22 protein-coding genes are annotated in these 21,724 nt (G+C 67.1%); 12 read left to right on the forward strand and 10 right to left on the reverse strand.

The window, feature by feature from the left end; all coding sequences use genetic code 11:
- Nucleotides 1–139 precede the first annotated feature (139 nt).
- Genes pstS through phoU form a run of 5 tightly spaced genes read left to right on the forward strand, consistent with a single transcriptional unit; the run spans nucleotide 140 to nucleotide 4,659 of the window.
- Complete coding sequence (pstS, locus tag ACW7G2_RS02690; protein WP_456972458.1) at nucleotides 140–1,210, forward strand: phosphate ABC transporter substrate-binding protein PstS; 1,071 nt, start codon at nucleotides 140–142, stop codon at nucleotides 1,208–1,210.
- A 22-nt stretch (nucleotides 1,211–1,232) separates the two neighbouring features.
- Entirely contained in the window at nucleotides 1,233–2,201 is a 969-nt protein-coding gene (gene pstC / locus ACW7G2_RS02695; RefSeq protein ID WP_456972460.1) for a phosphate ABC transporter permease subunit PstC, read from the forward strand.
- Entirely contained in the window at nucleotides 2,201–3,100 is a 900-nt protein-coding gene (gene pstA, locus ACW7G2_RS02700) for a phosphate ABC transporter permease PstA (RefSeq protein WP_456972462.1), read from the forward strand. The genes pstC and pstA overlap by 1 nt, the downstream gene beginning before the upstream one ends.
- Nucleotides 3,093–3,950 carry a phosphate ABC transporter ATP-binding protein PstB gene (gene pstB, locus ACW7G2_RS02705; RefSeq protein ID WP_456972464.1) on the forward strand — a complete coding sequence of 286 codons (858 nt, stop codon included), beginning with the start codon at nucleotides 3,093–3,095 and terminating at the stop codon, nucleotides 3,948–3,950. The genes pstA and pstB overlap by 8 nt, the downstream gene beginning before the upstream one ends.
- A gap of 1 nt (nucleotide 3,951) precedes the next feature.
- A complete protein-coding gene (gene phoU / locus ACW7G2_RS02710; protein WP_456972466.1) occupies nucleotides 3,952–4,659 on the forward strand; it encodes a phosphate signaling complex protein PhoU in 708 nt (235 codons plus the stop codon).
- 4 nt (nucleotides 4,660–4,663) lie between these two features.
- On the opposite strand, the gene ACW7G2_RS02715 is transcribed toward phoU, so the two are convergent.
- Nucleotides 4,664–5,254 (reverse strand): NUDIX hydrolase, encoded by a 591-nt coding sequence (locus ACW7G2_RS02715; protein ID WP_456972468.1) that lies wholly within the window; start codon nucleotides 5,252–5,254, stop codon nucleotides 4,664–4,666.
- Nucleotides 5,255–5,424: 170 nt separating this feature from the next.
- Between ACW7G2_RS02715 and nhaC the strand changes: the two genes are divergently transcribed.
- The 5 genes from nhaC to ACW7G2_RS02740 are packed head-to-tail and all read left to right on the forward strand — an operon-like array spanning nucleotide 5,425 to nucleotide 9,865.
- Nucleotides 5,425–6,963 carry a Na+/H+ antiporter NhaC gene (gene nhaC, locus ACW7G2_RS02720; RefSeq protein ID WP_456972470.1) on the forward strand — a complete coding sequence of 513 codons (1,539 nt, stop codon included), beginning with the start codon at nucleotides 5,425–5,427 and terminating at the stop codon, nucleotides 6,961–6,963.
- 48 nt (nucleotides 6,964–7,011) lie between these two features.
- A complete protein-coding gene (locus ACW7G2_RS02725; protein ID WP_456972472.1) occupies nucleotides 7,012–7,683 on the forward strand; it encodes a methylthioribulose 1-phosphate dehydratase in 672 nt (223 codons plus the stop codon).
- Nucleotides 7,684–7,719: 36 nt separating this feature from the next.
- A complete protein-coding gene (locus ACW7G2_RS02730; RefSeq protein WP_456972475.1) occupies nucleotides 7,720–8,268 on the forward strand; it encodes a 1,2-dihydroxy-3-keto-5-methylthiopentene dioxygenase in 549 nt (182 codons plus the stop codon).
- 18 nt (nucleotides 8,269–8,286) lie between these two features.
- Entirely contained in the window at nucleotides 8,287–8,979 is a 693-nt protein-coding gene (mtnC, locus tag ACW7G2_RS02735; RefSeq protein ID WP_456972477.1) for an acireductone synthase, read from the forward strand.
- 19 nt (nucleotides 8,980–8,998) lie between these two features.
- Nucleotides 8,999–9,865 carry a C13 family peptidase gene (locus tag ACW7G2_RS02740; protein WP_456972479.1) on the forward strand — a complete coding sequence of 289 codons (867 nt, stop codon included), beginning with the start codon at nucleotides 8,999–9,001 and terminating at the stop codon, nucleotides 9,863–9,865.
- A 33-nt stretch (nucleotides 9,866–9,898) separates the two neighbouring features.
- On the opposite strand, the gene ACW7G2_RS02745 is transcribed toward ACW7G2_RS02740, so the two are convergent.
- The gene (locus tag ACW7G2_RS02745; protein ID WP_456972481.1) at nucleotides 9,899–11,443 is read right to left on the reverse strand and encodes a calcineurin-like phosphoesterase C-terminal domain-containing protein; all 1,545 of its coding nucleotides are present in this window, start codon (nucleotides 11,441–11,443) and stop codon (nucleotides 9,899–9,901) included.
- A 105-nt stretch (nucleotides 11,444–11,548) separates the two neighbouring features.
- Between ACW7G2_RS02745 and ACW7G2_RS02750 the strand changes: the two genes are divergently transcribed.
- Nucleotides 11,549–13,384 (forward strand): sensor domain-containing diguanylate cyclase, encoded by a 1,836-nt coding sequence (locus tag ACW7G2_RS02750; protein WP_456972483.1) that lies wholly within the window; start codon nucleotides 11,549–11,551, stop codon nucleotides 13,382–13,384.
- Between the two features lie 27 nt (nucleotides 13,385–13,411).
- Here ACW7G2_RS02750 and hisIE read toward each other — a convergent pair whose 3' ends face one another.
- The 8 genes from hisIE to ACW7G2_RS02790 form a co-directional block, all read right to left on the reverse strand.
- Nucleotides 13,412–14,032, reverse strand: a complete 621-nt coding sequence (gene hisIE, locus ACW7G2_RS02755) for a bifunctional phosphoribosyl-AMP cyclohydrolase/phosphoribosyl-ATP diphosphatase HisIE (RefSeq protein WP_456972485.1) — start codon at nucleotides 14,030–14,032, stop codon at nucleotides 13,412–13,414.
- A gap of 4 nt (nucleotides 14,033–14,036) precedes the next feature.
- Nucleotides 14,037–14,810 carry an imidazole glycerol phosphate synthase subunit HisF gene (hisF, locus tag ACW7G2_RS02760; RefSeq protein ID WP_456972487.1) on the reverse strand — a complete coding sequence of 258 codons (774 nt, stop codon included), beginning with the start codon at nucleotides 14,808–14,810 and terminating at the stop codon, nucleotides 14,037–14,039.
- Nucleotides 14,804–15,553, reverse strand: a complete 750-nt coding sequence (hisA, locus tag ACW7G2_RS02765; protein WP_456972489.1) for a 1-(5-phosphoribosyl)-5-[(5-phosphoribosylamino)methylideneamino]imidazole-4-carboxamide isomerase — start codon at nucleotides 15,551–15,553, stop codon at nucleotides 14,804–14,806. The genes hisF and hisA overlap by 7 nt, the downstream gene beginning before the upstream one ends.
- Before the next feature lie 85 nt (nucleotides 15,554–15,638).
- Nucleotides 15,639–16,715 (reverse strand): bifunctional histidinol-phosphatase/imidazoleglycerol-phosphate dehydratase HisB, encoded by a 1,077-nt coding sequence (gene hisB, locus ACW7G2_RS02770; protein WP_456972491.1) that lies wholly within the window; start codon nucleotides 16,713–16,715, stop codon nucleotides 15,639–15,641.
- Nucleotides 16,712–17,800 carry a histidinol-phosphate transaminase gene (hisC, locus tag ACW7G2_RS02775; RefSeq protein ID WP_456972493.1) on the reverse strand — a complete coding sequence of 363 codons (1,089 nt, stop codon included), beginning with the start codon at nucleotides 17,798–17,800 and terminating at the stop codon, nucleotides 16,712–16,714. Before hisC ends, hisB begins: the two co-directional genes overlap by 4 nt.
- Nucleotides 17,797–19,092, reverse strand: a complete 1,296-nt coding sequence (gene hisD, locus ACW7G2_RS02780) for a histidinol dehydrogenase (protein ID WP_456972833.1) — start codon at nucleotides 19,090–19,092, stop codon at nucleotides 17,797–17,799. Before hisD ends, hisC begins: the two co-directional genes overlap by 4 nt.
- Before the next feature lie 11 nt (nucleotides 19,093–19,103).
- Complete coding sequence (gene hisG, locus ACW7G2_RS02785) at nucleotides 19,104–20,018, reverse strand: ATP phosphoribosyltransferase (protein ID WP_456972495.1); 915 nt, start codon at nucleotides 20,016–20,018, stop codon at nucleotides 19,104–19,106.
- Between the two features lie 11 nt (nucleotides 20,019–20,029).
- On the reverse strand, nucleotides 20,030–20,356 hold the full coding sequence (locus ACW7G2_RS02790; protein ID WP_456972497.1) for a YerC/YecD family TrpR-related protein: 327 nt from the start codon (nucleotides 20,354–20,356) through the stop codon (nucleotides 20,030–20,032).
- Between the two features lie 114 nt (nucleotides 20,357–20,470).
- Between ACW7G2_RS02790 and ACW7G2_RS02795 the strand changes: the two genes are divergently transcribed.
- Complete coding sequence (locus ACW7G2_RS02795; protein WP_456972499.1) at nucleotides 20,471–21,703, forward strand: hypothetical protein; 1,233 nt, start codon at nucleotides 20,471–20,473, stop codon at nucleotides 21,701–21,703.
- Nucleotides 21,704–21,724 lie beyond the last annotated feature (21 nt).

Consider the following 21,724-nt stretch of genomic DNA (forward strand, 5'->3'; position numbering starts at 1 on the left):
ACGTTCAGGCTCAAGCACGCAACAGCGCCCGACTACGCCTTCGATGACAGTATTTCGTCGTGGTGTCATCAAGCTGTAACAAAAACATCATTTCATGGTGTCATCCGCCGGCAACGCCGGCACTCCTCCTGGAGCACGCATGAAACTGCAGCCGGTTCGTCTTGCCATTCTCTCCCTGTCCCTGCCGCTGGTGTTCGGACTGTCCGCATGCCAACCGTCGAGCGATGATGGCCAGCCGGGCGCCGCGTCCTCCAGCGAAATCTCCGGCGCGGGCGCGTCGTTCGTGTATCCGCTGATGTCGCGCTGGTCGGCCGATTACAACGCAGCCACCGGCCACCGGGTCAATTACCAATCGATCGGATCGGGTGGCGGCATTGCCCAGATCAAGGCCGCCACCGTGGATTTCGGTTCGTCCGACGCGCCGCTATCCAGTGAAGAACTGGCTGAAGCGGGGCTGGGCCAGTTCCCCTCCACCATCGGCGGCGTGGTTCCGGTGTTCAACCTGGAAGGCATCGAGCCGGGCGAGCTGCGCCTGACCGGCGGCATCCTGGCCGATATCTTCCTTGGCGAAGTCAGCAACTGGAACGATCCGGCCATCGCCGGGCTCAATCCGGACATTGATCTGCCGGAAGTTGAGATCAACATCGTGCACCGCTCCGATGGATCGGGCACCACGTTCAACTTCAGCAACTACCTGTCCAAGGTCAGCAGCAGCTGGAAGGACCGGATCGGCGAAGGCACCCAGCTGCAGTGGCCGAGCGGCGTTGGCGGCAAGGGCAACGAAGGCGTGGCCTCGTACGTGAAGCAGATCCGCGGCTCGATCGGCTACGTCGAACTGGCCTACGCGCTGCAGAACGACATGCCCTACGCGTCATTGCAGAATGCCGCCGGCAACTGGGTCGGACCGAGTGAGGAGACGTTCTCCGCCGCCGCTGCCACCGCCGACTGGGCAGGCGCTTCGGACTTCAACCTGGTGATCACCAATGCCCCGGGCGAGAACGCCTGGCCGATCACTGCCACCAACTTCATCCTGATGCCGAAACAGCCTGCCGATGCTGCACGCTCGCAGGCCGCCCTCGGGTTCTTCAACTGGGCCCTCAAGGACGGCACTTCGCAGGCAAGCGCCCTGCACTACGTGCCGCTGCCCGCAGACCTGGTGACCCAGGTAGAGGCCTACTGGGCCAGCGAATTCGGCTTCAGCGCCGACTGACACCGGACCGGTCGGCTCCAGGATGAATACCACCGTTATTCCAGCGGGCCCCAAGGCCCGCCACGACCAGCGCGACACCCGCAACGACCGGCTGTTCCGGCTGGTGCTGGGCGGCACCGTGGTACTGGTGATGCTGGCCCTGGCGGCAGCCGCCCTGTCCATGTTGTGGGGCGGTCGCGACGCGCTGGTGTCACAGGGCTGGAGGTTCTTCCTCACCTCCGACTGGAACCCGGTTGAAAACCGCTACGGCGCCCTGGCGCCGATCTACGGCACGATTGTCACCGCGGTGATCGCAATGATCATCGCGGTGCCGATCAGCTTCGGCATCGCCTTCTTCCTGACCGAAGTGGCGCCGCGCTGGATCCGTGGCCCCGTCGCCAGCGCCATCGAACTGCTGGCAGCAATTCCCTCGATCATCTACGGCATGTGGGGCCTGTTCGTGCTGGTACCGGTGATGACGGAGTACGTCACCCCCTGGCTCAACCAGTACCTGGGCGCCATTCCCGGCTTCGGCATCCTGTTCCGCGGCCCGCCGCTGGGCATCGGCACGCTCACCGCGGGCTTCGTGCTGGCGATCATGGTGATCCCGTTCATCACCTCGGTGATGCGCGAGGTGTTCCTGACGGTCCCTACCCGGCTCAAGGAATCGGCCTACGCGCTCGGCTCCACCAAGTGGGAAGTGAGCTGGGACATTGTGCTGCCCTACACCCGCTCCGCGGTGATCGGCGGCATCTTCCTGGGTCTTGGCCGTGCGCTGGGCGAGACCATGGCGGTCGCGTTCGTGATCGGCAACAGCGTGCGCCTGTCGCCGTCCCTGCTCGAGCCGGGCACCACCATCGCCGCGCTGATCGCCAATGACTTCGGCGAGGCCACTGAAACCTACCGCTCGGCACTGCTGCTGCTCGGCTTCGTGCTGTTCCTGGTGACCTTCGTGGTGCTGGCAATCGCCCGTCTGATGCTGATGCGCCTGTCGCGCAAGGAAGGCAACTGATGTCGACCCCGACTGTCATCAATGCCGGCGCCGGGGCCGCCGTCGCCAACCGCCTGTATCGCAGGCGCCGGGTCGGCAACGTCGCTGCAATTGTGATCTCCTGCCTGGCGGCCGCGTTCGGCCTGTTCTTCCTGGGCTGGATCCTGTTCACGCTGGTGAGCAAGGCCGCCGGTGGCATCAACCTTGATCTGTTCACCCAGATGACCCCGCCGCCGATGCAGGAAGGCGGTGGCCTGCTCAACGCCTTCTTCGGCAGCGCGGTGATGTGTGCGCTGGCGATCGCCATCGGCACCCCGCTGGGCGTGGCCGCGGGCACGTGGCTGTCGGAGTACGGCGCCGCCCGCAAGACCGGTACCGTGGTGCGGTTCGTCAACGACATCCTGCTGTCGGCACCGTCGATCGTGCTGGGCCTGTTCGTCTACACCCTGATCGTGATGCAGACCGGCGGCCGGTTCTCGGCGCTGGCCGGCGCGATCGCCCTGGCCTTCATCGTGCTGCCGGTGGTGATACGCACCACCGATGAAATGCTGCGCCTGGTGCCGGTGCAGATGCGCGAGGCGGCGCTCTCGCTGGGGGTGCCGCAGTGGAAAGTGATCGTGCAGGTGCTCTACCGCAGCGCCTCGGCCGGCATCGTCACCGGCATCCTGCTTGCTCTTGCCAGGATTTCCGGCGAGACCGCCCCGCTGCTGTTCACCGCGTTCGGCAACCAGTACTGGAACTCCGACATCATGCGCCCGATGGCCAGCGTGCCGGTGGTGATGTACCAGTACGCCGGCAGCCCCTATGAATCCTGGCAGCAGCTTGCCTGGGCTGGCGCCCTGGTGCTGACCACCTTTGTGCTGCTGATAAGCATTGGCGCCCGCGCCCTGCTGGTGCGCAAGAGGATCTCCCATGACTGACCTTGCAACGGAACCGGCCATGACCGATACCCCGATCACCGGTGCCACGCAGCGGATTTCGCTGGCCACCAGCCATCGCGAAGCCCAGCCGCAGGCACCGGTAAAGATCTCCACCCGTGGTCTGGATTTTCATTACGACCGCTTCCACGCGCTGAAGGGGATCAACCTGGACATCCCGGAGAAGCGGGTGACCGCGCTGATCGGCCCCTCGGGCTGCGGCAAGTCCACCCTGCTGCGCGTCTACAACCGCATCTACTCGCTGTACCCCAAGCAGGAGGCCAGCGGCGAAGTGCTGCTGGACGGGGAAAACGTGCTGGGACCCAAATACCCGCTCAACCGCCTGCGCAGCAAGGTGGGCATGGTGTTCCAGAAGCCGGTGCCGTTCCCGATGACGATCTACGAGAACATCGCCTACGCCATCCGCCACCACGAAAAGCTCTCGAAGAAGAAGATGGAAGAGCGCGTGGAGCACGCCCTGGGCCAGGCGGCGCTGTGGGACGAGGTGAAGGACAAGCTGGGCCAGAGCGCGCTGGGCCTGTCCGGCGGCCAGCAGCAGCGGCTGTGCATCGCCCGCGCGGTGGCCCTGCGTCCCGACGTGCTGTTGCTGGACGAGCCCACCTCGGCCCTGGATCCGATCTCGACCAGCCGCATCGAGCAGCTCATTGCGGAGCTCAAGCACGAATACACCATCGTGATCGTGACCCACAACATGCAGCAGGCGGCCCGTGTGTCCGACTTCACCGCCTTCATGTACCTGGGCGACCTGATCGAGCACGATGAGACCCACACCATTTTCTCCAACCCCTCGAAGCAGCAGACCGAGGATTACATCACCGGGAGATTCGGCTGACATGCCCAACCAACAGCACGAACACATCGTCCACAGCTACGACGAAGAGCGCGAACGCCTCACCGGCGAAATCATGCGCATGGGCAACATGGCGGCAGCCCAGTTGGAAGCCGCCCTGGACGTGGTGGAGCGTCGCGACGATTCCGCCGCCCGCCGCGTGATCGACAACGACGACGCCATCGACGCGCTGGAAAAGGAAATCAGCGAAGACGTGATGAAGCTCGCCCTGCGCGGCCCCATGGCCCGCGACCTGCGCGAGATCCTCGCCGCGCTGAAAGTCTCATCCGACATCGAACGCATCGGCGACTACGCGGCCAACGTGGCCAAGCGCTCGCTGGCCCTGAACCAGTCACCAGCGCTGCCGATCACCCGCGGGCTCAAGGGCCTGTCGCGGATCGCCGCCCGCCAGCTGCGCGAAGTGCTGGTGGCCTACCAGGCGGGTGACGCCGAAGCCGCGCAGCAGATCCGCGAGAACGACGCCGAGCTGGACCAGATGTACACGGGGCTGTTCCGCGAACTGCTGACCTACATGATGGAAGACGCGCGCTCGATCACCCCCTGCACCCACCTGCTGTTCATGGCCAAGAACATCGAGCGGATCGGCGACCACGTGACCAACATCGCCGAGAACATCTGGTTCCTGGTGCACGGTGACGACGCCCTGCCGCCGCGCGAAAAGCGCGACGAGACCAATACCGCGACCACCTGACCGGTCAGTTGCCGGACAGGCCGGACGGATGGCGTGCAAGCCACTTGCGCGCCATCCGGCGCAGGGACACATCCATGGCGGGGTCGGCGGCAACCGCCTCGATTCCGCGCCACGCCAGCGCGTGCGATTCCTCGCTGACCACGTAGCTTTCATCTCCACCGGCCTGCACCACGTAGCGCACGTCGTAGTGCCAGTGCGCCGGCACGCCCTTGTGCTCCGGGATCCAGTGCCGGTCCAGGTCGAAGATCCCCGACCAGATCCCCGCTCCGAGCGCGAGGCCGGTCAGGCCTGACTCTTCCTCCGCCTCGCGCAGCGCCACCCGCGCCAGATTGCGGTCGCCATCCGCATGCCCACCCGGTTGCACCCACAGCCCCAGCTTGCGGTGGTGGGTGAGCAGGGTGCGGTCGCCATCGGCGCTGACCAGCCACGACGACGCGGTGAAGTGTCCTTCCAGCCGCTCACGCACGTAGGGATCGCCCGGATCGGCGGCCAGCGCGGCGAACTGGTCCACGCAGGCGGCCTCTTCGGGCCACTGCCGACGGTACTCGGTGAGCGCCGCGACAAAGTCATCGCGGGCTGTTTCCAGGTCAGTCATGCTGCATTGCGCCAATCAGGAACCGGGGGTCGCCAATTATCGGTCATCCGCCGGTCCATCCGGCTACCGTGCCTTCCGGCGCTTGTGAACATTGGCCTGCTTTGGCAAGGTACGGCGGCCGTTGCGCTGTCATCCTGCGCGTCGTCATGATGTCTAACGGAAGTGAAGCAATGACGCCCGAACCATCCCGCGAGCAGCCTCGCGAGCCCAGCCTGCTGCAGGCCTTCACCCCGCTGCTGTTCCTGGTCGCCACGCTGATCTGCGCGGTGTACCTGTACGCCGATGACGCCTCGTTCGGCGCCAACCAGGTCGGGCTCATGCTGGCCAGCGGCGTGGCCGCCCTGGTGGGGCTGCGCAACCGGCTGCCGTGGCACACGATCCAGGACAGTCTGGTCCACGGCGTGGCCCTGGCGGTGGTGCCGATCTTTATCCTGCTGTCGGTGGGCGCGCTGATCGGCACCTGGATCCTCAGCGGCACCGTGCCGATGCTGATTGTCTACGGGATGCAGCTGATGCACCCGGCTTATTTCTATCCGGCAGCGTGCGTGGTCTGCGCCATCGTGGCGCTGTCCATCGGCAGCTCCTGGACGGTGGCGGGCACCTTGGGCGTGGCTCTGATCGGCGTGGCTCAGGGCATGGACATGTCGCTGCCCATCACTGCTGGCGCGATCATTTCCGGCGCCTATTTCGGTGACAAGATGTCGCCGATCTCGGACACCACCATCATTGCTCCGGCCGCCGCCGGCGCCGAGCTGTTCGCCCATATCCGTCACCTGACCTGGACCACCTTCCCCAGCATGGCGATCGCGCTGGTGCTGTTCACGATAGTGGGCCTGAGCGAGACCGGCGGGTCGGGCAATACAGAGTTTGGCAATTTGCCCGAACTGCTGGGCGAGCACTACAACCTGGGCTGGTACCTGCTGATCCCGATGGTGGTGCTGTTCGCGCTGGCAGTGCTCCGGTTCCCGGCCTATCCGGCGATCCTGCTCAGCGCGATCCTCGGCGGCGTGTTCGCGGTGGTGTTCCAGCCGGAGCTGGTGCTGGCCCTCGCAGACCGTTCGGACATTCCGCGCCCGATGGCCCTGCTGGCGGGCGCCTGGCAGGCCCTGTTCGAGGGTTACCAGGCCAACACCGGCAATGCAGACGTGGATGAGCTTCTCAGCCGCGGCGGCATGATCAGCATGCTCAATACGGTATGGCTGATCATGTGCGCCCTGGGCTTCGGCGCGGTGATGGAAAAGACCGGGCTACTGGAGCGCATGATCCGCAGCGTGCTGGCACGGGTGAAGTCGGCCGGCTCGCTGATCGCCGCCACCATCGCCACTGCGTTCGGCACCAACGTGGTCGCCGCTGACCAGTACATGGCACTGGTGCTCCCGGGGCGTCTGTACCAGCCCGAGTTCCGCCGCCGTGGCCTGGCCCCCGTGAACCTGTCCAGGGCGCTCGAGGACGGCGCCACCATCACCTCGCCACTGGTGCCCTGGAACACCTGCGGCGCCTACATGGCCGCCACCCTGGGCGTGGCGACGCTGGACTACCTGCCCTACGCGTTCTTCAACCTGGTCGGGCCGGTGGTCGCCCTGGTCATGGCTTACACCGGCTTCAAGATCCTGCGCCTGTCCCCGGAAGAGATGCCGGGTACAGACCCGGAGGCCAATCGGGACGCCATCTTGCACCCCGAACCAGCCCCGGCCGCGGTCAGGGACTGACGGGTATAGTGCCCCGCCATTTCGCAGCCAGCAGCAGCCATCCCCAACATGACCACCCTGCCCTACGACCAGCACCGGTTCCACGAGGCGTGCGCTGAGCTCGCAGCCAATGTGCGCGAATTGGCGGCCCGCGGCTGGACCCCGGCCACCAGCAGCAACTTCTCCCGCCGGATCGATGGCGGCCACGCGGCCATCACCATCTCCGGCCGCGACAAGGGCAAGCTGGGCGAATCGGACCTGATGGTGGTCGATATGTACGGCCGCGCGGTTGGCAGTGACCACCGGCCTTCGGCGGAAACCCTGCTGCACACCCAGCTGTACCGGCGCTTTGCCGACGTGGGCTGCGTGCTGCACACCCACTCGCGCAACCAGACGGTGGCCTCGCGGCTGTTTGCCGCTGCAGGTGGCGTCAGGCTTGCGGGCTATGAGCTGCTGAAGGCCTTCGCCGGCAACAGCACCCATGAAACGGCGATCACGGTGCCGGTACTGCCCAACAGCCAGAACATGCCCACCCTCGCCGCCCAGGTTGAAGCGCTGCTGGACCAGGGGCCGATATGGGGCTACCTGATCGATGGGCACGGGCTGTACGCCTGGGGCCGCGATGTGGCCGAGGCTCGCCGCCACCTGGAGGCGTTCGAGTTCCTGCTCGGCTGCGAGCTGGAGCTGTACAGGCTGACCGGTGGCCCCACGGTGTTCCATCCGGACGCACCCGCAGGCTGATATTCTGGGGATCCCTGCGGATTCCCCACGAAAATGATGAGCCGACTGCGCGTCTTCGCCAACGATTCACCTGACACGCCCCTGCTGGTCACCGAGGATGGCGACCGGATCGCCAGCGAGCTGGGCGCGATCGGCGTGACCTTCGAGCGCTGGCAGGCCGCGCACCCGGTGGAGCCTGGGGCAAGCCAGGAAGAAGTGCTGGCCGCCTATCGCCAGGACGTGGACCGGCTGGTGGCCGAGCGCGGCTTCACCAGTGTGGATGTGATCAGCATCGCCCCCGACAATCCGGAGCGCGATGAGATCCGCCGCAAGTTCCTGGACGAGCACTACCACCGCGAGGACGAAGTGCGCTTCTTCGTGGCCGGTTCCGGTCTGTTCACCCTGCACGTGGACGGCAAGGTGTACGAGATCGAGTGCGTCAAGGATGACCTGATCGCGGTGCCGGACGGCACCACCCACTGGTTCGACATGGGCCCGCGCCCCAATTTCGTGGCCATCCGGTTTTTCCAGCAGCCCGACGGCTGGGTCGGATATTTCACCGGTACCGACATCGCCCAGCGCTTCCCGCGCTACGGCGAGGCCTGAGTCCACCAAGGAGACCCGATGTCCCGCATCATCCTGACCGATATCGAAGGCACCACCAGCAGCATCGCTTTCGTCAAGGAAGTCCTCTTCCCCTATGCACGCCGGGAAATGCCGCGCTTCGTGCGCGTGCGTGGCCAGGATCCGGAGGTCCGGCGCTGGCTGGACGAAGTGGCCACCGAACTTGGCGGCGTCTGCCAGGACGGCATGATCGCGGAGACGCTGCAGGGCTGGATCGACCAGGACCTCAAGCACACCGCGCTCAAGGCCCTGCAGGGCATGCTGTGGGCCGACGGCTACCGCAACGGTGACTTCGCCGCACCGGTCTATCCTGACGCGGTGGAACGGCTGCGGCAGTGGCACGGCGAAGGTCATACCCTGGCGGTCTATTCGTCCGGTTCCGTCCCCGCCCAGGTGCTGCTGTTCTCCCACACTGACGCCGGCGACCTGAGCCCGCTGTTTTCCGCCTGGTTCGACACCGAGGTCGGCGGCAAGCGCGAGGCCGAAAGCTATGCGCGTATCAGCCGGCGCCTGGACGTGCCTGCCGAAGACGTGCTGTTCCTGTCCGATGTGGTGGAAGAGCTGGACGCAGCCCGCGCCGCCGGCATGGCGACCACCCTGGTCGACCGCCGCCAGGACTACCCGCAGCCGCGCACCGGCGCCGCCACCGGTAACCACGCCCGGGTGGAGTCCTTCGATGGGATTGTTCCGTAAAGCCCGGCATGGCCGGCGCATGGCACTGGCACTAGTCCTGGCAGGGCTGTTTGCCGCGGCTCCGGTCCTGTCCGGGGTCCCGGAAGATGAAACGCTTCCCGAGCGCGATCAGCGCCTGATCGCCACGGCGCTGGAAGCCATGCCGGCGCAGCAGCCCGGCAAGCCCGACCTGTACGTGGTCGGGTTCGCCGGCGACGGCACCGAAGACGTATTCCGCAACGAGGTGCTGTACCTGGAGCAGCTGATGAGCGCGCGCTTCCAGGCCGACGGCCGGGTCATCGGCCTGGTCAACCATCCCGATAGCCTGGACGAGGACGCGCCGCGACCGCTGGCAACGCTCGACAACCTCCACCAGACCCTGGCCGGCGTGGGCGCGGCAATGGACCCGGACGAGGATCTGCTGCTGCTGTTCATCACCACCCATGGCAGCGAGGAGCACGAGCTGGTGGTGGACCTGCCGCCGATGCTGGAAGAAGAGATCACCGTTGAGCAGCTGGCCGGCGCCCTGGCCGATTCCGGCATCCGCAACCGGGTGGTGGTGGTTTCGGCCTGCTATTCCGGCGGTTTCCTGCCGGCGCTGCGCAGCCCTACCGGCGTCACCATCACCGCGGCCCGCAAGGACCGCACCTCCTTTGGCTGTGGCGCGGCTTCCCAGGTGACCTATTTCGGCCAGGCCTGGCTGGTGGATGCGCTCAACCAGCACGATGACTTCATTGCCGCGTTCCGGGACGCGCGCAAACGGGTCGCTGCGCGCGAGGTGGAGGGCGAGTACACACCCTCGCTGCCGCAGATCCACGTGGGTGCGCAGATCGAACCGGTGCTGGACGCGTGGCGCAAATCGTTCCAGCCGGGCCCGCCAGTTCCCTATCCGCACCCCGTTCCCTAGGTCCGGCGTCGCAACCGACGAGCCGTTCTGTCGCTACTCGTTCGGCGGCGCTTTCTCTATCAGCCGGTAATCCGTCCACGCCCGCTGTTCGCCATGCCAGCGGTCGAACGCACGCACATCGATGCGGTGTTCGCCCACGTCCAGATCTGTGGGCAACGCACCTCGCCACAGATGTGTGGATGGCTGCGCCTCGGGCGAGCGGTCGAAGCCCCGCAGCTCGGTGGCCAGATCATCGCGAACGTTTTCCACCACCAGCCGCGGGTCGGGCGCCGACACGCGGCGCATCGACTGCCATTCGCCCTCGCCCACCCGGAACTCCACCCGGGTGTCCTCCAGCCCCATGTACACGTTGGCGTACACGCCCCACGCCGGATAGGCACCGCCGCGCAGCGTGCGCGGCGCATGCAGCGCCATCGCATCGGTGAAGCCGGGATCGCCGTCACCATGGTGCCCGCCACGGTGCCAGGACAGACGGTAGCCGCCCTCGCGATCGATCACCAGCCGTGCATACCCGCTGGGCGTGCCGTCGGCCATGGTCGAGTCCGGCACGCCGTCGCTGCCTGCCACGCCGGACCAGAAAGCGCCGCTGGCGGCACCCACGTTGAACTCGTGCAGCGGCTCGGCGCCGTGCCAGCCGGACTCCGGGCCGTGGAACACGTGCTGCAGCGTATGCCGATGCCCGCTGAGCACCAGCAGCTTCGGGAAGCGCTGCAGCAGCGCGAACAGCCGCTCGCGGTCCGCGTGGCGGAAGGTTTCACGGCCAGGCGCAGTGTCGAACAGGGGCATGTGCACCATCAGCACCAGCAGGCGGTTGGTGGAGAGCGCAGGCAGCCAGGACTCGAGGAATTCAAACTGGTCCGGACGCAATCCGCCGATGTAGGCCGGGCGTTCCCCCGGCTGGTAGATCACGTTGTCCAGGCCGACGAAAACGGCCTCGTCCTCTTCCCAGGCAAACGTGTCGGGCCCGTATACCCCGCGGAACGAGCGTAGCGAATCCCGGTCGTGCCCGACTTCGAAATCCAGATCGTGGTTGCCCGGCACGTGCAGCCAGGGCACGCCCAGGCTCGCGGTGACTTCGTTCAGCGCCGGATAGAGCGAGGGCACATCGTTGGTCACGTCGCCCAGGGTCACTCCCAGGCGGGCACCGTGCCTGCCACGCAGTGGGGCCACGATTGAATCGCGGTAATAGCCCACCTCGCGCAGGTTGGCGGTCTGCGGATCGCTGAATACCAGCACTTCCAGACTGTCGTCTCCAGCACCTTCCGGATCAGCCGGCAGCAGTTCGAAGTCGCAGCCCTGGGGCTCAACTCCGCTGCGCCAGAAGTCCGGCAGTCCATCCGCTCGCGCCGGCAGCACGTATCCGGGTGGCTTGATCACGAACACGGCGCCGGCTGGTGCCGAGGCCAGGGTCCACTGCCCTTCCGGCCCGCTGGCGACCACCTGTCGTCCGTCGGACACGGCAACCCCGGCCAAGCCGCCGCCTCCGGACACCCGTACGGTGCCCTGCAGGCAGCCGCCCTCCCCGGCGTGGGCGGGCAAAGCGAGCAGCAACAGCAGGCACAACCAGGCAGAACGCATGTGGATTCCATGAAACGGAGGGGAGCCTGATTATGCCGCTCCCCGATGCAAACCGCGCCGCGCTGGTCTAGTCTCCACGCTGGGGCCGGGGCCCCGGGAAAAGCCATGGCTGGCAGGTCCGTCACATCCGCGATCGGGGCATACGTCTGGGCGGCCTTGCTGGTGGCGTGTCTGTGGTCGGGCATGCCCGCGGCCGCCGCACCCGTCGAGCTGCCTGCAGATGCTGATCAGCTCAGCCTCACCCCGCATCTGACTTACCGGCACGACGAGCCATCGGCCGATCGCATGGAGGACGCCTTTGCGCACCTCCAGGCCGGACGGTTCGAACCGGTCCCGGGTGACAACGCGGCGTTCGGCTTCCAGCGCGGCGCCTTCTGGTTCCACGTCGGCCTGGTGAACCGCAACCCGTCGGAACAGCGCTGGCTGCTGGTGCAGGAGTATCCGCTCAGCGACCGGCTGGACATCTACGTGCGCCATGCCGACGGCGGGATCCTGCACCAGTCGGGCGGGGACCACCTGCCCTTCGATGTGCGCAGCGTGCGCTACCGGCACCCCAACTTCCAGCTGGAGCTGCCCGTGGACCAGCCGGTGGAACTGCTGGTGCGGGTGCAGAGCGAGAGCTCCATGCAGGTGCCGCTGGAGCTGTACACGCCCGCGGCCTTCACCGAACTTTCCCGCGATGCGCAGCTGGCCATCGGCCTCTACTACGGAATCCTGCTGGCGCTGTTTTTCTACAACCTCGTGCTTTGGATTTCGCTCCGCGACGCGAGCTATTTCTGGTACCTGTTCCACATCACCGCCTTCGGCCTGGTGCTGTTCACCCTCAATGGGCTGGGATTCGAATACCTGTGGCCCAACTGGCCCTGGCTGGCGGACAAGTCCGTACCGCTGTCGATCTGCCTGGCGCTGATCGGCATGAACCAGTTCACCCGCACGTTCCTCGAGTTGCCCCAGCGCTGGCCGGTGGGCAACGCCGTCAGTCTGACAGTGATCGGCTTCTTCCTGTTTTTCGGCATCGCCTCGTTCTGCCTTCCGTACCGCATCGCCACGCCGGTGGCGGCGCTGGCGGTACTGGTGGGGATTGTCTGGATCGTGACCGCCACCATCCACGTGGTCCGGCTCGGCTACCAGCCTGCTCGCCTGCTGTTGCTGGCGTGGGGCATGTTCCTGCTGGGCACGGCTGTGTTCACCCTGCTGGCCTTCGGCCTGCTGCCGAAGAACTTCTTCACCGAGTACGGCGTGCAGATCGGCTCGGCCCTGGAAATGCTGCTGCTTTCGATCGCGCTCGGCTATCGCTATGCCGGGCTGCGCAACGAGAACGAGCGCATTGCCAGGGAGGCCAACATGATGCTGGAACGCAAGGTGGCCCAGCGCACCCGGGAAGTACGCAATGCGCTGATGCAGCTGGAGGAAGTGCACGACAGGCTGCGCGAATCCAGCCGCCGCGACGGCCTGACCGGCCTGTACAACCGCACCTGGTTCCACGAGTCGTTCGGCCGCATGGTGCGCGAAGCCCGCGACAGCGGTCGCCCGGTATCTCTGCTGATGGTGGACATGGATCACTTCAAGGCCATCAATGATCGCTACGGCCATCTGGTTGGTGACGAGTGCCTGCGCTGGGTTGCCGGCCGGATCAGCAGCGCGACGGGAGACGATGCGCTGCTGGCGCGCTTTGGCGGCGAGGAGTTCGTGGTAGCCCTGCCGCACCATGACCGCTCAAGGGCTGTGGCCGTGGCCGAAGCAATCCGCCAGGCGCTCAACGCTGAGCCCTGTCCTGCCGGCCCGGAGCCCATCCGGGTGACGGCAAGCATCGGCGTGCACACGCTTGGCCCGGAAGATCCGGACGATGTTACCCAGGCTCTGGAAGTCGCCGACAAGGCCATGTACGTGGCCAAGGCGCAGGGCCGCGACCGCGTGCACAGTTCCGCCTCGATGGCCTGAGCAGCGCGGTCCGCGCGGCGCGGCAGCTCAGCTTTCGCCCTGTGAGCGGGCCTCCAGCCTGCGCTCCAGATCGGCCAGCCCCAGCCCGCGGGCGCGCAGCAGCACCAGCAGGTGGTAGACGAGATCGGCAGCTTCGCCGACGAGCGCTGCATCGTCCTCGGCCACCGCTGCCAGCGCAGTCTCCACACCCTCTTCGCCCACCTTCTGGGCGATCCGCCGCACACCACTTTCGAACAGACGCGTGGTGTAGCTGCTTTCGGGCCGCTCCGCCTCGCGTTCGGCGACCAGCGCGTCCAGCGTTGCCAACACGCCAGCGCCGGGAGCTCCGGCAAAACAGCTGGGCCGCTGCAGGTGGCAGGTCGGCCCGTGTGGACGGGCCAGCACCAGCAGCGCATCGCCATCGCAATCGGCCTGCACGGACACCAGCTCGAGCACGTGTCCTGAACTCTCGCCCTTGGTCCACAGCCGGCGCTTGCTGCGGCTGAAGAAGGTCACCAGCCGCAGTTCCAGCGTGGCGGCCAGCGCGGTGCGGTCCATGTAACCCAGCATCAGCACGCGCAGGCTTTCGGCATCCTGGACGATGACCGGCAGCAGGCCGCCGGCCTTGTCCCAGTCCAGGGTATTGGCATCGGGGGCTTGTGGGGTCAAACAATCATTCACTGCGTACCTCGATCCCCTGCGTGCGCAGGGCGGCCTTGAGTTCGGGAATACTGATCGTGCCGCTGTGAAATACGCTGGCAGCCAGCGCGCCGTCAACATCGGCCTGCTCGAATGCCTCGATGAAGTGCTCCATCGTGCCCGCACCGCCGGAGGCGATCAGCGGCACGCTGCAGACCTCACGCACGGCGGAGAGCTGGGCGATATCGTAGCCGCGGCGCACGCCGTCGCTGTCCATGCAGTTGAGTACGATCTCACCCGCGCCCAGGCGCTGCGCCTCGATTACCCAGTCCAGCGTGCGCAGCCCCAGCGCCCGGGTCCGGTCGGGGTCACCGGTATGGCTGCGAACGCGCCACTCGCCATCCGGTTCACGGATCGAATCGATTCCCACCACCACGCAATGAACCCCGAAGGCTTCGGCCAGCTCACCAATCAGCGCCGGACGCTCCAGCGCGGGCGTGTTGATGGAGACCTTGTCGGCACCCGCATTGAGCACCGCCCGGGCCGTGGCCACGTCGCGGATGCCGCCGGCCACGCAGAACGGGATGTCCAGCAGCGCGGAGACGCGCTCGACCCAGCGGTAATCCACCGAGCGTCCCTCGGGGCTGGCGCCGATGTCGTAGAACACCAGCTCGTCCGCACCCTGGTCGCGGTAGCGCAGCGCCAGTTCGGCGATGTCGCCCATGTCGACGTGATCGCGGAAGCGCACACCCTTCACCACCCGGCCGTCGCGCACGTCCAGGCAGGGAATGATCCGGCGGCTCAGCATCCCGCCGCCTCCAGCGCCTGCGACAGTCGGAAGCGTCCGTCCAGTAGCGCCCGCCCCAGCACGATGCCTGCGCAGCCCGCATCCCGCGCTGCGATCACGTCTTCCACCGCTGACACGCCGCCCGAAGCCTGCACTTCCAGTCCGGGTGCAATGGCCCGCAGGTGGGCGTAAAGCGCCAGGCTGGGGCCGGTGAGCATGCCGTCGCGGACGATGTCGGTGCTCAGCAGGTGACGCAGACCGGCCTGCCGGTAGCGATCGGCAAGCTCGTCCAGGGTCTGCGCGCCGGTCTCGGTCCACCCGTGTACGGGCAGGCGCCAGACACCTTCGTCGTCGAGACGTGCGTCCAGCGCGACGGTGATGCGCTGTGCGCCGAACTCTTCGATCCAGCCGAGCACCAGCTCGGGCTCGCGCACCGCCAGCGATCCGATCACAACCCTTGAAGCACCCGCCTCCAGCAGCTGGACGACGTCGTCGCGACTGCGCACGCCGCCGCCGGTCTGCACCTTCAACCGTCCCTCCACGGCAAGTGTCTGCAGCAGCGGCTGCAGCGTGTAGCCGCCGCTGCGTGCCGCATCCAGGTCCACCAGATGCAACCACTGCGCGCCCTCGTCGGCATAGCCCTGAGCTACGCCCAGGGGGTCATCTCCGTAACGGGTCTCACGGGCATAGTCGCCCTGGGCCAGCCGCACCACGCGCCCTTCGCGCACGTCGATCGCCGGATAAAGGATGAATCCTGAACTCATGTTCCCGCCTCGATGAAGTTCTGCCACAGGCGCCCACCGGCGCGTGGGGAGCGTTCCGGATGGAGCTGGCCCCCGGCCACGCGCACTACAGCGCGCCTTTGGTGCTGGGGAGCTCCTTGCCCTCGCGCCGGATTGCCTGGCGCAGCGCACGCGCCAGGGCCTTGAAGGCGGCTTCGATCTTGTGGTGATCGTTGTCGCCGCGTACCGACAGGTGCAGGTTAAGCCTCGCGGCGTCGCTCAACGAGCGGAAGAAATGCGGCACCAGCTCGGTCGGCAGGTCGCCTACCTTCTCGCGGCGGAACTCGCCTTCGAACACCAGCCACGGCCGGCCGCTGAAATCCAGCGCCACGCTGGCCAGGGCCTCGTCCATTGGCAGGGTGAATCCATACCGGCCGATACCGCGCTTGTCGCCCAAGGCTTCGCGCAGCGCTTGGCCCAGCGCCAGTGCGGTGTCCTCGACGGTGTGGTGCTCGTCGATGTGCAGGTCGCCGGTGGTTTCCACCTCCAGCGCGAATCCGCCATGCTTGCCGATCTGCTCCAGCATGTGATCGTAGAACGGCAGGCCGGTGCTGACCCTCGGTTCGGCCACCAGGTCCAGGTCAACACGGATGCGCACCTGCGTCTCGCGGGTATCCCGCCGCACTTCGGCCCGGCGCGGCGCATCCGCCAGCTCATGGGCAATGCCGGCCCAGTCCCACTCGCCGCCGAACTGCTCCGTGCGCAGCTGGAAGCCGCGGATGCCCATGTTGGCGGCGAAGGCGTTGTCGGTATCGCGGTCGCCCACCATCGCCGAGCGCCCGGGATCAAAGAGCCGCTCGCGCAGGTAGTGCAGTGCCAGACCGATCCCGGGCTTGCGCGTTGGCAGGTTGTCCTCCGGCCAGCTGGTATCGATCAGCACTTCGCGGAACGTGATGCCCTGGCTCTCCAACACCTGCATCATCAGCGCGTGCGGTCCATCGAAATCGGCCTGCGGATAGCTTTCGCTGCCCAGGCCATCCTGGTTGCTGACCATCACGAACTCGTATCCGGCGTCGCGCAGCTTCAGCAGCGCCGGGATCACCCCCGGTACAAAGCGCAGCTTGTGATACGCGTCGATCTGGAAGTCCTCGGGCTCCTCGATCAGGGTGCCGTCGCGGTCGATAAAAAGGATCGGGGTACTCATGGGGTGGGCTCGGTACAAGACGACGAAAGGATTTCCAGAACGCGCTCGTTCTGATCGGGGGTACCTACGGTGATCCGCAACGCATCGTCCAGCTGGCAGGCGGCGCGCTGGTCCCGTACCACCACCCCGGCTTCCAGGAGCGCCCGAAACGCACGGTCGGCATCGGCAAGGCGGACCAGCAGGAAGTTGCCTTCCGACCGATAGACCCGGCGCACGCCCGGGAGCGCCGCCAATGCCTGGCGCAGGCGCTCGCGTTCGCTGCGCACCATTTCGACATGCTTCGTCGTGTATTCCAGTGCTTCCGGCGTCAAGGCGGCCAGCGCAATGTCCACGCAGGGCGCCGGCACCGGATAAGGCGCCTGGCAGCGGCGCAGTACGGCGATCAGCTCGGGCGCGGCAATGACCGCTCCAACCCGCGCCCCGGCCAGGGCATGTGCCTTGGACAAGGTACGCAGCACCGCGAGATTGGGGTGGCTTGCCATCAGGCTGATCGCCGAAGGCCGGGAGGAAAACTCGCCGTACGCTTCGTCAATCACCAGCAGGGCTCGGCCCTCCAGCCGGCGCGCAAGCGATGCAATTGCCTGCAGGGACACCGGATTGCCGGTGGGGTTGCCCGGCGAGCACAGGAACACCAGCTTCGCGCCAGCCGCGATGGATCCTTCGGCCAGCGCATCAAAGTCGGGAGCGAAGCCATCCTCGCCGTCCACCAGCGGCACTTCCAACAGCGGTGCGCCCTGCAGTCGGGCGCTGACCGCATACATGCCGAACACCGGCGGCGTCACCGCCACCGCGTCGCGTCCGGGCGCACACAGGGCACGCACCAGCAGGTCAATGGCTTCGTCACTGCCGCGGCCAACCAGGAGCTGCTCCGGCGCACAGCCATAGACGCGCGCCAATGCCGCGGTCAGTTCCGGCGGCTGCGGCTCTGGATAGCGCCGACACGTTCCGGCTGGATCACCTGCGCCCGCCCAGGCCGATTCGTTGGCATTGAGCCAGACCTCTCCCTGCAGACGGTCGCTGCGCGCCGAACCGTATCCGGCGAAGTCGCGCAGATCTTCGCGCACCAGTTCCAGCACGCTGCTCATGCGGCCTCTCCCAGCCGCAGCCGCACCGCATTGGCATGGGCTTCAAGCCCCTCGGCCTGCGCCAAGGTGATAGCACAGGGGCCGATCGCCGCGATGCCCTCCGGCGTTGCCGCCTGGACGCTGATGAATGTCTGGAAGCTGGCCACCGACACCCCGCTCCACGCGCGCGCGGCGCCGTTGGTGGGCAGTACATGGTTGGTGCCGCTGCAGTAGTCGCCCAGGGCTTCGGGAGTGTGATCACCCAGGAAGACGGAACCTGCTGCCTGCACCCGCTCCAGCCAGGCTCGCGACTCGCGCAGCGCCAGGATCAGGTGCTCGGGCGCGTAGGCGTTGCTGATCCGGAAGGCCTCTTCCAGCCCGTCGACGATAATCAGGCGAGACCGCGAGAGTGCCTGGGCCGCGATCGTGGCACGCGGCAAGGCCGCCATCTGCCGGGCCAGTTCGCGCTCCACCGCCTGCACCAGGGCTTCGCTGTCGGACAGCAGCAGCACCTGCGAGTCCGGACCGTGCTCGGCCTGCGACAGCAGATCGGCGGCGACCCAGGCGGCATTGGCCCCGGCATCGGCGATCACCAGCACCTCGGATGGTCCGGCGGGCATGTCGATGGCCACGTTGCCCGACTGCGCAAGCTGCTGCTTGGCTTCGGTCACCCACGCATTGCCGGGCCCGAACAGCTTGTCGCAGGCAGGCACGCTGCCGGTGCCGAGCCCCATGGCCGCGATCGCCTGCGCGCCGCCCAGCTTGAATACCCGCGCCACGCCGGTCATCCGCGCTGCCACCAGCACTGCCGGATTGACGCTGCCATCTGCACGGGGCGGCGTACAGAGCACCACCTCGGCACACCCAGCCAGGCGTGACGGCACGCCCAGCATCAGGGCAGTCGAGGGCAGCGGTGCGCTGCCGGCTGGCACATACAGCCCAACCCGGCGGATCGGTCGCACCACCCGCTCGCACACCACGCCCGGTGCGGTTTCCAGTGCGTAGGGCTGGGTCATGCCGGCGCGGTGAAAGGCTTCAATCCGACCGGCCGCCTCGGCCATGGCGTCCCGCAGTCTCCGGGGCAGCGCGGCTTCGGCGGCGGAAAATTCGGCTTCGTTCACCTCCAGGCTGTCCAGCGCAACGCCGTCCAGTCGCGAAGTAATGGCACGCAGCGCAACGTCACCGCCGGTGCGGACTTCATGGATAAGAGCGGAGACGGTGTCGCGTACTTCAGCGGCGACGGCCTGTACCGGCCGTGCCAGCGCGTCACGACGTGCATCCGCGTCCAGCGACGACCAGCGCAACCGCTGGATGGACAGCTGGCTCATGCCAGGCTCCTTTCAACCGGCAGCACCATCAGGCTGCGCGCGCCGGCCCTGCGCAGTTCCTCCAGCCGCTGCCAGGTCATCTCGCCGCGGCACAGCGTCTGCAGCGCCAGGGTGTCCTCGCCATCCAGCTGCATCACCGTGGGGCGGTCCGCATCGGGCAGCAGCTTGAGTACATCGTCCACCCGCGCCCGGTCCGCCTGGAACATCAGCAGGCGGCTGTCCTTGAGCCGCAGCACGCCATCCATGCGTCGCAGCAACAGCTGCAGCAGGTCGGCACGCACATCGGCAAACGCCTGCACCGGGGCGGCCAGCACCGATTCGCTCTGCAGCAGGGTAAGCACCGGCTTGAGCTGGTTGGCAGCCAGCGTGGCGCCGCTGGAGACCAGGTCGCAGATCAGGTCCGCCTGTCCGAGCCGGGGCGCGATCTCCACCGAGCCGGAGAGGAACACCACATCGGCCTCGATGCCCTGCCCGTCCAGCCATTGGCGGACCAGTTGGGGGTAGCTGGTGGCAATGCGGCTGCCGCGCAGCTGTTCCGGCCCCTGCCAGTCCCACGTGTCGGGTACGGCCAGGTCCAGGCGGCAGCCGCCGAAGCCAAGCGCACGGATCTCCTGCGCCACCTGCGGGGTGCCTGCCAGGGCCCGCTCCGCAGTCTGTTCGGCCAGCACGTTGCGCCCGACGATGCCGAGGTCGCACACGCCGTCGGCGAGCAGGCCGGGAATGTCGTCGTCGCGAACCAGCAGCAGATCGATCGGCAGCGATTCGCCGTAGCAGAACAGGCGGTCGCGGCTTTCGCGCCAGTCCAGGCCGCAGGATTTCAACAGAGCGCGCGAAGGCTCGCCGAGGCGGCCGGACTTCTGGATGGCAATGCGCAGGCGGTCACGCGCCGCGCCAGTGACAGGTGGACTCATGGCGGGCAGGCTCAGTGGGAAGGAGCGAGATGGGGGTATTGCTTGCTCACGGCCGCGGCATAGCCGTCTTCGCCGTACTCGATGGTGCGGGCGACCCGGCCAACGGTGGTCACGCTGACGCCGGTACGCTCGTGGATCTCCCGGTACGGGACGCCTTCCAGCAGCAGGGGCACCACGCGCCAGCGATCGGCCATGGCCTCCAGCTCGGCGGGCGTGCACAGGTCGCGCAGGAAAGCGGCGACCTCTTCCGGGCTGTCCAGGGCGGCCAGCGCTTCGGCCAACGCCCGGAACGGGGCATCGGCTTCCTTCTTTTGACGCGGGGCGGCACGTTGTTTCACCGCGCTAATGTAATAGCGCGTTATTACATTGTCAAATGCCGCGCCGATGGCATTTGGATCCCGGGGTACCCTTGGACTGACAGCTGCGGGGCCGCCCGCACGCCGGAGAACGAAATGGATGTCCGACTCTTCACCCTGATGCTGTGTTTTTTCCTTGCCGTTCCGCACAGCTCAGCCGCGCCCGGGGACGGCTGTAGCCTTCCTCCGGATGGCGGGCCAGTCAGCTCGCGCGCGGCACTGGATGCCTGGCTGCAGCGCTGCCCTTCCCCGCTCCGGCATATGACACCGGGCGCGCGGGGGCGCTTTCTGGATTCACTTGATTTCAACGAACGTGGCGTCACCCGGCTGCCCATCGGCGACCTGTCCAGTGAGCTGACCCGCGAAGAGATCGGGCAGGTTTTCGCGCTGCTCGGCCTGCCAGCTGCAGGCGCACCCGCCGGCATCAGCCCGAAGGAGGCAGCATGGCTGCGGAACGACGCCCGCCAGGCGGCGCGCAGCGGCGGCGCGAGCGATACGGAGCTGCGTTTCAACGCCCTGTATTACGCAGAGCTGGGCGCTCCCGGTGACGGGTCCGGCACGACCATTGCCGCGCTCTATGACGCCCTCTTTCCCGCCGAATCTTTCCCGGAGGATATCTCCGGGGCCTCCATCCATGACGTCAGGCTGATGTACCGGGCCGCGTTGCTGGCGTCATGGAACGGCTATCGCGCCACCCACGTTACCGCGGCGACGCAAGCACTGGCTGAACTGGAGAATCACGGTGTCGCCACGACGGAAGAACTGACATCGATGCATGAGGTGCTGGTACGAGCCGGACAGCTGGAAGAAGCCCGGCACTTCGCCGTCCGCCACGCCGCGGCCGGCCTGGAGCCGCTGCCGCCGTTCCACGAACCGGTTCCGGTTGCCAATGACGTCCCCAGCATTCTCCGGCTGTCGGCGGACGGGGATGGGCTGATGCACGAAGCCGTGGAACTGGAATCCGTGCGGATCGTGGTGGTGGCCGGCCCGGGCTGCCGCTACAGCCATGCCGCCGCCCGTGCGATTGCACAGGATCCCGAGCTCGGCCCCGTCTTCCGGGACCATGCACTGTGGCTGGCCTCGCCCAGCCAGCTGGACAACATCCGGGCGCTGCAACGCTGGAATGACGCACATTCAGGTGCTCCGCTCGTGATCGCGGCGTCGCACGAACGCTGGCCGATGCTCGACCTCGACACCGTGCCGCAGTTCCACGTCTTCCGGGACGGTCAGCTGGCAGCCAGCGTCACCTCGGGATGGCCGCTGGAAGAAGGCAACCGCGAAGCGGTGCTGGCGGCCCTGCGCAGTGCGGGGCTGGCGGCGGACCGGTAAGGTCCGCGCGCCAGCCGCATG

The organism is Luteimonas sp. A277, assembly GCF_054052045.1.